The 11,359-nt window shown below is 34.3% G+C and carries 9 protein-coding genes; 6 read left to right on the top strand and 3 right to left on the bottom strand.

The window, feature by feature from the left end:
• The 3 genes from AB4Y90_RS09580 to AB4Y90_RS09570 all read right to left on the bottom strand — a co-directional run.
• Nucleotides 1–308, bottom strand: a 308-nt coding sequence (locus AB4Y90_RS09580) for a hypothetical protein (RefSeq protein WP_441557231.1), incomplete at its 3' end; no start/stop codon positions are given.
• A complete protein-coding gene (locus AB4Y90_RS09575) occupies nucleotides 295–1,692 on the bottom strand; it encodes a RagB/SusD family nutrient uptake outer membrane protein (protein ID WP_441557229.1) in 1,398 nt (465 codons plus the stop codon). The genes AB4Y90_RS09580 and AB4Y90_RS09575, both read right to left, overlap by 14 nt.
• Nucleotides 1,693–1,703: 11 nt before the next feature.
• A complete protein-coding gene (locus tag AB4Y90_RS09570; RefSeq protein ID WP_441557228.1) occupies nucleotides 1,704–4,715 on the bottom strand; it encodes a SusC/RagA family TonB-linked outer membrane protein in 3,012 nt (1,003 codons plus the stop codon).
• 670 nt (nucleotides 4,716–5,385) lie between these two features.
• Here AB4Y90_RS09570 and AB4Y90_RS09565 point away from each other — a divergent pair.
• The 6 genes from AB4Y90_RS09565 to AB4Y90_RS09540 all read left to right on the top strand — a co-directional run.
• Nucleotides 5,386–5,685, top strand: a complete 300-nt coding sequence (locus AB4Y90_RS09565) for a hypothetical protein (protein ID WP_441557226.1) — start codon at nucleotides 5,386–5,388, stop codon at nucleotides 5,683–5,685.
• A 304-nt stretch (nucleotides 5,686–5,989) separates the two neighbouring features.
• Nucleotides 5,990–7,165: a hypothetical protein gene (locus tag AB4Y90_RS09560; RefSeq protein WP_441557225.1), complete on the top strand. Its 1,176-nt coding sequence runs from the start codon at nucleotides 5,990–5,992 to the stop codon at nucleotides 7,163–7,165.
• Between the two features lie 56 nt (nucleotides 7,166–7,221).
• Nucleotides 7,222–8,142 carry a hypothetical protein gene (locus tag AB4Y90_RS09555; protein WP_441557224.1) on the top strand — a complete coding sequence of 307 codons (921 nt, stop codon included), beginning with the start codon at nucleotides 7,222–7,224 and terminating at the stop codon, nucleotides 8,140–8,142.
• Between the two features lie 151 nt (nucleotides 8,143–8,293).
• A complete protein-coding gene (locus tag AB4Y90_RS09550; RefSeq protein WP_441557223.1) occupies nucleotides 8,294–9,214 on the top strand; it encodes a hypothetical protein in 921 nt (306 codons plus the stop codon).
• An 87-nt stretch (nucleotides 9,215–9,301) separates the two neighbouring features.
• Nucleotides 9,302–10,576, top strand: a complete 1,275-nt coding sequence (locus AB4Y90_RS09545) for an HNH endonuclease (RefSeq protein ID WP_441557222.1) — start codon at nucleotides 9,302–9,304, stop codon at nucleotides 10,574–10,576.
• 123 nt (nucleotides 10,577–10,699) lie between these two features.
• Nucleotides 10,700–11,359: AAA family ATPase (locus tag AB4Y90_RS09540; RefSeq protein WP_441557221.1), on the top strand; the 660-nt coding region annotated here is incomplete at its 3' end.

Below are 11,359 nucleotides of genomic sequence, written 5' to 3'. Positions count from 1 at the left end.
GTTTTTACATTTAAAAAGCGGCAGTGATCATTGTTGACCATCAATAATACATCACTGCCAAAAAAAATATAGGTATTGTGCTTGTCAATAATTGTCCCTCTACGGGTTGTTATGTCAAACAGCTCATCTTCATCTTTGCCATAGGTATTATGATGGTTCAATACTGCATATTCTCCGGAAGGACTTGTCTTCAACAGCACTGTCTCATAATATTGTTTGTACACCTTGCTCAGGGAGTCTATATTCTGAGAAAAGTACAAACTTTGGACGAGAAGAAATCCCATAACATACAATCTAATAGCCATCATTCTGCGGGTTTAGGTTTGGATTGAGAAGCAGTTCTTTTTCCGGCAGCGGCAATAATTTAAAATGTGGCTTCCAGTTTGTTTTCTTGACAGGCATTACAATATCTAATAGATTATGCTGTCTGAGATCATAGAAGCGGTGGCCAAATTCGGTAAACAATTCTGATCTTCTTTCTTTGATCAAAGCATTGGTTAAGACATTTGGATCGGCACTATTCACCAGTGATGGCAATCCTGCCCTGCTTCTGATTTTGTTCAGATCTGAAACCGCCAGATCGTATTGACCTTTTTGAAGGTAAGCTTCAGCTCTGATGAGATACAACTCTTCTACCCTAAGTACTACAGAATATTCCAATGAGCTGGCACTCGTCGAATATTGTTTGTATTTGAAAGGGTAATAATAGGTTTTGTTTTGAGAATCGGTCTTTTGTCCTATCCACGAAGTTTTGCGTGCGTCATTCGTTTCAAATTCATCGACAAAATCCTGACGGAGTGCTACGTTCGTTGGCGGTGCCGTATTGAGAATGAAGACATTTCCCTGATAGGTATTGTACGATGAATTAAACGGCAACAGCTGCCATATACTTCCGAAACTGTCTTTTAAAAATACTTTATTAAGATCCGTTTCCATTTTGTACTGTGTATTGTTGATAACCACACTGGAATACTGAACGGCAGCATCCCAATTTTTTTCATAGTAGGCGATCCTTGACAATAAAGCATAAGCTGCTATTTTTGTCGGATAAATCCTATTGCCTGCTGCCATAGTTTCTGGTAATAAAGCATTGGCAGCAGTCAAATCGGCTTTGCATTGATCGTAAACCTGATTGATCGTGTTTTTACCAATACTTTGATTGACTTCGTAATTGGTAGAGTTTACATAAGGTACCGCACCAAAAGTCTGTACCAGGTAAAGATGCAGCATCGATCTTAGAAAAAGTCCTTCTCCCTTTAATCGGTTTCTGACCTCCGGACTCAGATTTTCGGAATTTTCAACTCCTTCAATCACGGAGTTGATATTGTAAATCTGGGTGTAGGTGGTCGTCCACAGACTGTTTATTTTTGAGGAACTGGCCATGTGGCTGAGTTGATAAAAGATGGTGGCATCGCTGGTCGCATTCGCATAAGATTGCAGTTCATCAACATAGGCACCCAGAATAACCTGCGCACCGGAGGATGAACCCGATAAAAATCCGGATTCTTCCAACGAGCGGTAAACACCTGCCATTGCCGACTTAGCCAATTGATCGTCTTTAAAAACAACGTCTCTTGTGATCTGGCTTTTTGGCAATCCTACCTCCGTAAAACGATCACAGCTTTTTAATAACAAAAATGTTAAAACCATAATGCTTAACAGAACGATATTTTTGATACTATTTCTTTTCATGATGATACTTTTTAATAGGTTAATGAAAATCCAAAACTGATAACGCGTAAAGGACTGCTGTAGCCCGCCACGGTAAACTCTGGATTCCCTTCTTTATAATCTGAGAATACGAATAGATTTTGTCCGCTGATAAATACTTTTGCTCCAAACCTTCTTTTTTCATTGGTGGGTATTGGTATCGAATAGCTCAATGTTGCATTTTTAACCCTTACTGTAAACATATCTGAAACGGTTGCATCACTGCTGTTAAAAAGTGAGCTAGCGGTAGCAGCTGCAGAACTATAACCTGCACTTGGCTTTTGAAATTGAGCATCTGGATTATGAGGTGTCCAGTAGTCGGTAAACACCGCGGGCATATTCGCCATATAGCCAATGTTGCCATACATTGAATTGATGTTGTACTGACTCTGTTTAATAAACTGAAGCAGAACATCCAGACTCCAGTTTTTATATTGAATGCTGTTTTGCAGGCCTCCGTACCAATACTCTTTGATTTCTTTGCTGATGATACGGTCCGCACTGTTGATCATACCATCTTTGTTAGCATCATAAAAGGTGTACAAGCCTGTCACAGGATCGATCCCTGTATATTGGTACAGCTTGACCATAGACGTTGACTTTCCGACTTCAAATCGGCTGGCGTAAGTGGACTTATCAAGATTTGGAAATTGCAGAAGCTTATTTTCAGGCAGTGTTATGTTGAAACTTGTCGTCCACTTCCAACGATCATTCTGTATATTGACGGTCTGCAACGATACCTCAAGTCCTCTGTTTCTTACCGTAGCATCCAAATTCGCCTGGATACTGCTAAACCCGACAGTAGCAGGCATTGGAATACCGATCAGCTGGTTGGAACTGATGTTATGATAATACCCTACATTTACATTCAGTCGCTGCTTTAATAAACCCAATTCGAGGGCTGCTTCAAATTTACGCGTGAGCTCCCAGCCAAAATTTTTGTTGTAAAGACGTTGTGGAACTATTCCTGAAAAACCGCCATATGATCCTCCGGTAGACTGATAGGTATCATAATATTGATAATCTCCGATCTGGTCATTTCCCGCTATTCCATAGCTCGTTCTCAGCTTTCCAAGACTCAGCCATGATCGGTTTTTTAAGAAGCTTTCTTCTGAGAACAACCATGCTGCGCCCACGGCACCAAAGTTCGCGTATCTCCTATCGGAGCCAAATCTGCTTGATCCGTCCCTCCTGCCCGTTAGATTAATAAAGTAGCGTTTGTTATAGCTATAATTAAATCTTGCATAAAGCGCCTGATAACGATATAGTGATTCATTGGCACTGGGAACGGTGATCGTGGCAGCGGCTGCGATATTGGTCAGCATATCATCCGATGGAAAATTTCTTCCCAGCATCACCAAATTATCGGATTTCTGTTCTTGTAACGAAACCCCTATCAATGCCGAAAATTGATGTTTCGCCCATCTTCTTTCGTAATTGAGCTGTGGTTCCAGAATCCAGCTTTGGTTCAGCTTCTGGCCTTTTCTTAAAGAAGAGTTGCTGCTGCCGATATTGCTGGATGGATTGTAGGTCGTCTTTGGGAAGATCTTCTGGTCATTGCTGTTATACGTACTATAGCCGCTGTTCAAATTAATGCTGAACCCACTTCCAAAGTTATAGCTTGTCGTGATATTCGCATTTAAGCTTTTTGTTTTTACAGTATAGGTCTGTGTTGCGGGACCCATCGGATTCGTGAAGGTGTTCTTCTCCCAGTTGATCATCCCATTGGGCATATAGAGATCCGGTGCATTGGGTGCCAGCGCAGCGTACACCAGATTGAAATCGGTAGGCGGTAGAAGATTACTCTGTAAAGAAGCGGTTCCGTTAAATCCGATCTGAAACTTTCGGTCTGCACTGGTGTGATTGAGATTAACTGCAAGATTGTTTCGGGTGTAGCGGTAGCTGCCCGGAAAAACCGTTGTTTCTTCGTTATGCCCACCCGAAATGGAGAATTGCGTGCTGCCGCTGCCTCCTGATACACCGAGTTGGACATCTGAAAATTCAGAATGGTTTCCGATGAAGTACTTCTGCCAGTCGGTATATTTTGTGGGATTCCATACGCCGTTGATATCATAAGCATTGGCAGGAACCGGTACTCCATCGTTGGCGAATGCAAGCTTACGCATGGCCGTATATTGTTCAAGGTTCATCATCTTTGGTACATTGGTCATTTGTCCAAGACCGTAGCTTGTTCTCAGATTTACCTCTGTTCTTTCTTTTTTACCCTTCTTTGTGGTGATCAAAATAACGCCGTTGGCTCCTTTGCTTCCATAGATAGCCGTGGCGTCGGCATCTTTCAGAACTTCAAGAGATTCAATGTCATCAGGATTGATGGAATTTAATGGATTCGTTTCGCTGTACGGAAGTATGCTGCCCGACATTCCCGTATTGAAATCATTGATTTGCGGTAAGGGTACACCATCGATAATGTATAATGGCTTATTACCGTCATAACCTGTGGTTGCATAGCTTCTTAAACTGTTTCTTCCTCTGATCTGCACATCAAAACCTCCACCCGGAACGCTTGAATTCTGTGTGATACTGACCCCTGGCATTCTTCCTTGTATTGCTGAAAGAACATTGTTAACGGGTTGATTTTCGATGTCTTTTGCTGAAACTTTGGCAATACTTCCAGTTCTTTCTTTATCTTTTACCTTATAGTAGCCAGCGTTGAGAATAACTTCTTCGATTCCCTTTACTTTTTGTTCTAAGCTTATATTGACGACGCGCTGATTAGTGAGTGTAACTCTTTTTTCTGTATAATCAGGGTGTCTGAACAATAGGATGGGATTTTCTGCGGTCACCTGTAATGTGTAGGTTCCTTTTTCAGTGGTTGTCGTTACGTGATCGCTGCCTTCTTGGGAGATAACTACTCCTGAAAGAGGTTTGTCGGATGCGGTAACAATACCTGAAATGGTGCGTGTTTGGGCTTTAATGCTCATGCTTACTGTAGTAAACATAAGGCCAAAGAAAATACCTCCTATATTGTAATAGGAATTTTTCATAGATTTGTAAAGGTTTTTAATTTTTAAATGATTAATTACTGAACTCCGCTCTTTCCCTATGTCGTCAAACTGTATGGGAAGGGGCTTTTTTCTTTCTTCTGATTTTTAAGTTGAGTAGTTTTTTTGATTCATCGTATGTTCAAGACTTTCCTGATGCCCTTTGGTATGAAAAAGGACTGGTGAGGTTCTGTAGGCAGTGACCGCCAGGCACCGGAAAGAATTTAATATGAATGAAATCTGTGTCCCGTGTAAGCTTATTAAAGCCGCAATAGGTTGTACCCTCCTATTGTATCGTATACTCTGATACTATTTTTAGGAAGCGGGCTTAGATTGTTGTGTAGAGATAAAGCGAACAGCATTGAAAAAAGACGGCGTGAGACTCTACATTATCAGTAATAGGGGTACTGGTATACCTTGGAAACAGATAAGAGAGCCCACGCCTAGGTCGTGAGCTTAATACTTATCCTCTTGTTTCCTTAAAATTACCAGTTTTCTATTACAAGATTCTAAGCAATAGCTTCTATTATTCTTTGAAGTATCGCAAAGTTACATTTTCTGTAACCTATTTTACAAATATAATAAAAATATAATTGGTAAACAAAAGCGTACCGAATAAATATTTGAATAGTTTTTAATTGCATTCATGTTTACTGATGTTGAGAAAATCATAATGATAAAGACTGCAATTACGTTACGGCTATTACTTAGCCGTAATAAAAGTCATTCTCAAAGTGATGATTCTGACATTATTGATAGCTATGAAAAAATTGCTATCAATTCTAATGCTGATATTAGAAAAGCCACTGTAACAAATGCTTTTAGTGGTAAAAAAAGATCATCAATGGTAACTATAACTCTTATTGTTGAATCAATGGGATTTACAATGACTGATTTTGGTGAACAATACTGCAAAATAAAAGATGAACATATTTCAGAATTTCAAGATAGTATTTTAAGAAAAAAGTCCTGATTCAGCTTTAGCATAATTTTTATTCTGATTGCTATTTATCGATTTAAACCTGAAGTGCTTCTGGAACTTTGCTCCTCTCTAGTTTTCTCAAATGATTTGCTTCTACGGCATAGTAATAATACAAATATTGTATTAATTGAAATAACGATGTAGACTTTTAACGCTTACATTATTTGTGTTTTTGTAATGTAATAAAAGTTTAAATTCCCTATATTCAATTTTTACGGAAAGCCTTAAATTAAACAGAAAAATCTTCAGTACATTTACATTCATAGAGATATTTATTAAATTCAAATAAATTGAGATGAATCTTTTTTCAAAAATAGAACGAGATTTTACAGGTCCAGCCGAAGCGAACGAAGATTCCTTCAGCTATTATGAACGGAGTGCAAGAAAAGATATTGGCAAAATACGTGATTTATTAGAAAAATGGTTTTCAAAACTTCCAGATTCTGAAAAATATGAGGTAAAGAACAGATTCAAGAAGAGTTTTGATTCAGTTTTTTATGAACTTTTTTTATTCAATTTCTTTAAAGAACTAGGTTACGAAATTATAATACACCCAGAAATTGACAATACAGACAAAAAGCCAGATTTTTTAATAAGTAAAGATGGTATGGAAATCTATATAGAAGCTAAAATCTGCAAGGACAAATCAAATTTTGAAGAGGCAACTGAAAAGTTAATTGAGAGGTTTTATGAAACAATAAACAAAATTGAATCACCACATTTTATGTTTCATATTGAAAGATTACAATTAAAAACAAAAAATCAGCCTTCAACAAAAGAGCTAGTCAGAAATATTAAAAATAAAATTGCCGAACTCAATCATAAAAGAGAGCTTATAAAGACAAAAAACGATTTTTCATCTTCTTTACCACAATTTGAAAATTTGTTTTTTGAAAATGACGAAATTTTAATCAATATAGAATTTCTACCCGTTAATGAAGAGGCAATTGGAAAACCACGAAGAAGTATAGGTATTCGGCCTATTGAGACATTTATTGGAGGTGCAGAAGAATCTATTAGAGAATCTATTTTAACGAAAGCAAAGAGGTACGGAAAGTTAGACAAGCCTTATTTAATTTGTATAAATACTTTAAGCATAAAATCATCATCCTATTATGATATCGATGCTGCTATTTGGGGTTCTATAGCTATTTCTTTTTCAACCGATCAAAATGATCGAAATGAAAAATTAATACGAACTCAAGATGGTATTTTTTATAATAATGGATCAAAAAGAATAACCAATGTTAGTGGTATTATGATTAATAGAGTGTTCCCGCACAATATACCTTCCAGTAAATATTGGATATTTAAGCATCCTTTTACAGAAAATGACTTGAATTTTGAAAATCTAATGCTTCCCTATTGTTATGTACAAAATCATTATGTGTATAACAATGAAGGGAATAATTTAGGAGAAATATTTAAACTGAAAAATGATTGGTTAAATGAATCGATTTCTGAAGTTTAATATTTTTGAGATTGCTTTTATTAACTTAAAATTCTATAGTATAATTATACATAGTTATGAGATTTGAACTACAATTTAAGGTTTATGGAAATTTGAATATCATAAATAATTACATTGAAATAAAGCGTAATCCTTATACAATTAAACTTTTCAAAGACAATTTTCAATTTTATATTTCAATTTCGAAAAGAATTGATGAAAATTCAGACTGTCTTCCTAAATTATATTTTAACAATGGAATCAAAGAAGTTATTTTACCTAAAGAGGCTTCTTATATTGAAATGCTTGAATATATAAATCACATTGAATCTTTTGCTGCAACAGATAATAAAATTGAATACATTGACAAAGGAAATCTGGAGTTAAAATGGATACCTGAAAATGATGAAGACCATTTTTCTCCTATTACAAGTTGTAAGAAAACTTTAGAAACTGAACAAGAGCTTGAAGTTCTATCGCAAGACTGGCTAGTTCAAACTGTTTTGCATAAAAGACAATTAGGTGAACTATTTATTCCATTTTCTTTTTTCAAAGACGCAAAAAGAATGTTCTATTTCGCAAATTACCAAACTTCATTCTGCACATTTTATTTGATGCTAGAATATTTTTTTCACGATGAGAAACGAGGTTGGGGAATCAACAATAATGCATACAAGCAAGATCTTTGTTTGCGTAGCAGTCTTGATAAAACACTAAACCAAATCAAATTGTATCCCGACCATCTAAGATGGTTATACGACGAGCTAGAACTAAAAAGAAAAAAGTATAATGAGGAAGGTTTACTGACAATTCTTATTGCATATAGAAATGACTTTTCACACGCATCAGATAAAAATAAAAATAGAAATATTTTTAATGAAAATAAGTATTTTTCATTGGCATTTGTAACGTTAGTCCTAAGCAATTTTGTTGTAATTAAAAAACGTCTTGCTCCATTTGTTAGTCCTTCTAAGCTTGATGATTTTTACAATAAATAAACTGAGGAATAATGATTTTTTATTATTATTAAATCTCCAACAACGATTCTGACATCTCTATTTTTAGAAAAGTGCAATAAATTAATAAGATTTGTATTTCAAATAAAGTATAATTATGATAATATACCTTGATTTAAACATCTTTGACCGATTGGAAAAAATTGATTCGCTCGAAGAAGAAGAAAAAATTGAATATACCAATTTGTTAACTTTAATTTCTAACGATAATGTAGAAGTTCCTTATTCAAATGCACACTTAAATGATTTATTAAGAGGTTGGAAAAAAAATCCTGCTTACATTGACGGACATTTAAAAAACATACAGAAGCTAACAGAAGATTTGTGCATTTGCCAATACTGGGGAGAAAGAAATATCTGGTGGCATAAAAGAGATATTTTTGAGTTTTTTAATTCTAAAAAAGATGAATTAGATATTTTTGATGAAACTTTAGATGAACTTTTTGATTTTGGCTTGGGTGATAAAAGCCCTATCCATTTGACAAAAAAATTGCCCCTTCCCAACGAATGGGTATCAAAGATTACTAAAGATAAATTTGCTCAATTAATGTTCCCAACAACAATTCTTGAGAAATCATTATATAGCTTGTTTGCCGACCTATATAGTTTTCAAATCAAACTCAAGTCGGACTACAGTTTTTATAAATTATTTAAGGCTCAATTATCCAAAAATATTTCATCTCTAAAAGGTAATAAAGATGTTGTCAATTATATGAGGAATAATGATCAAATTCCTAAACATTTAAAAAATGATTTCTTTGCAATTGCTGATACCTACAAGCCAAAATTTGATATTAAAGAGAATGACAACGAATCTTATTATAAAGTAATTGAAACATTTTATACATTCGATTTGCAAGGATATAAGAGTGATGCAAATTTTAATAATATGTTTGATGATGGTCTACATACATTCTATGCTTCACATTGTGACATTTTCGTGACCAACGATGATAGATGTAAATATAAAGCTGAAAAAACATTTGAAAAACTTAAGATAAATACATTAGTACTAAAGTCGAATGAAATAAATCAAATTAAAAACCTCAAATAGAGGTTATGACAATTTCAAGTTTTATTAAGAATTAAATCTCAACATTAATCATCTTAATAACATAATAATTAAACTAAAAAACTTTAAATGTGGTCAACAAAAATTACTTTCAAATCATTAAATGAAACATTATCATTTTTAGTTGAATCAGAAAACGAAGTTTTAATTAAGGACTTTTTTTTCGGTCTCTATAGTATTTTTGGAGACATCAATAATAGTACAATTGAAAGTCTTCAAAAAAATGATCTACAAACAAAATCTCAGGTAGAAGATTTTGTTGTGAAATTCAAATCGAAATTTCCACCAAGTATTAATCAGATAACCTCATTTTTTAATAAATTAGATGATAATGAATATTTTTTATTTCTACCAAATATTGAATTAACCATATCATTATCCAATCAGCTTAACAATTATTTGATATCGTTAAGTCGAGACGTTGATCTTGAAAAACTAAATGATGAATTTGAATCTACAATTGGTAAAACGCTAAATGATTATGATGTCAAAGGATTTGGAGGATTAAGGGCATTTATAGGAAATAAAAATAATAAAAAATGTAGGTTTTGTGGAAAGAATGAAGAAGAGACCACATTTAAAAACAAAGCTCACGCAATTTCTGAGGGGCTGGGTAATAAAAAAGTTTTTCTTTATGATGAATGTGACCGATGCAACGACAAATTCAGTATAGAAATCGAACCAGACCTAATTAATTATTTCTCCATATTTAGAACATTCTATGATGTTAAAGGGAAAGGTGGTACAAAAAAAATTAAAGGAAAAAATTTTGAAATAATAAAGGACGAAAATGTTCAAATAACATTTCAAGGTATTGAAAATAGACCAAATATTGAGGAGAATCCCGATCAGTATAATATTAGATTAGAACTGCAAGAAAAGATCAATTCACAAGATATCTACAGGTGCTTAGTAAAATTTTGTCTAAGTGTTGTTAGTGAAAATGAACTAAGTAAATTTAAGAGGACTATAAAATGGATCAATAAAGACTTTAAGATTGAAAAGCTACCAATGATTGGTGAAGCGATTTCTTATAAACATTTTTCTTACGAGCCGAAATTATTCTTATACATTAGGAAAAACAATAATAAAAAACTTCCCTATATGATTGGTGAGTTTCATCTAACATGTAAGTTAATTACCTTTATAGTTCCTCTATCTGATGAGGATAATTTTAACTGCGAGGATACAGCTGCTTTTGAAAATTTTTGGAAAGAATTTAATCATTATTCAAAGATTAAAAGTTGGGTATTTAATGACTATTCTACTGATGATGAAAGAGATTTCACATTTAATTTAAATGGAGAAATTAAATGTGAGCATAATAAAAACAATAATGGATAATTATTGTTTTTCATTCAAAGCTTCGGGAAATGTCACTGAAAGACTAAAAGTAATTCTCCTTTAAGTTAGACTATCAATATTTTGCCTCGTCTTATTATATTATATTTGTAATAACAGAGAATCATGCAAAAATCCAGTCCACATATCTTTAGAAAAGAAGCAATCTACATTGATGGCAAGGACAGAACTGACGAGGTAGAATCTTATTCTTTTGAGGGTAATAAGTGTGTCGTGTTGTATAAAAGCAGTGGTAAAGCATATTCTTATCCTCAACATAGGATTAAGATGGTGAGATCTGCTATTCAAAGTGAGAGAGCAGGAAATATTTTTTCTTATCTAAAAGCGACTGCAGAAAGTGTTGGTTTGAAGACAGAGGAAGGCAATAATATTCTTGCCAATAGCTATGGAAGTATCCGTTTTATTCCTGAGACTTCTATTCTTTATAATTATCTTGACGGAAAAGAACCCGGTAAGAATTACCAAGCCTCTCCTATTGAAATCTTTCCTTTTGGTTTTAATCTAAGTCAGAAAACAGGAGTTGACAATGCATTCTCAAATCCGCTCAGTGTCATTGAAGGTCCTCCGGGAACAGGAAAGACACAGACTATTCTTAATATTATTGCCAATGCAGTGATGAATAATCAGAGTGTGGCTGTTGTTTCAAGCAATAATTCGGCAACAAAAAATGTTTTTGAGAAACTGGAGGGCAATGGAGTTTCTTTTATAGCGGCATTACTAGGAAGTAGTCAGAATAAAAAAGAATTTATTGATGCTCAGACTGAA

Source organism: Chryseobacterium sp. 2TAF14 (genome assembly GCF_052115105.1).
Taxonomy (GTDB): domain Bacteria; phylum Bacteroidota; class Bacteroidia; order Flavobacteriales; family Weeksellaceae; genus Chryseobacterium.
Note: the sequence above shows the minus strand (reverse complement) of the source record. Positions and strands in the feature narration are given on the sequence as shown.

What these genes read in the sequence shown, in the direction of transcription:
- AB4Y90_RS09555 (WP_441557224.1), top strand. Translation starts at nt 7,222, where the DNA reads ATGAGATTTGAACTACAATTTAAGGTTTATGGAAATTTGAATATCATA.
- AB4Y90_RS09575 (WP_441557229.1), bottom strand. Translation starts at nt 1,692, where the DNA reads ATGAAAAGAAATAGTATCAAAAATATCGTTCTGTTAAGCATTATGGTT.
- AB4Y90_RS09545 (WP_441557222.1), top strand. Translation starts at nt 9,302, where the DNA reads ATGTGGTCAACAAAAATTACTTTCAAATCATTAAATGAAACATTATCA.
- AB4Y90_RS09560 (WP_441557225.1), top strand. Translation starts at nt 5,990, where the DNA reads ATGAATCTTTTTTCAAAAATAGAACGAGATTTTACAGGTCCAGCCGAA.
- AB4Y90_RS09570 (WP_441557228.1), bottom strand. Translation starts at nt 4,715, where the DNA reads ATGAAAAATTCCTATTACAATATAGGAGGTATTTTCTTTGGCCTTATG.
- AB4Y90_RS09565 (WP_441557226.1), top strand. Translation starts at nt 5,386, where the DNA reads ATGATAAAGACTGCAATTACGTTACGGCTATTACTTAGCCGTAATAAA.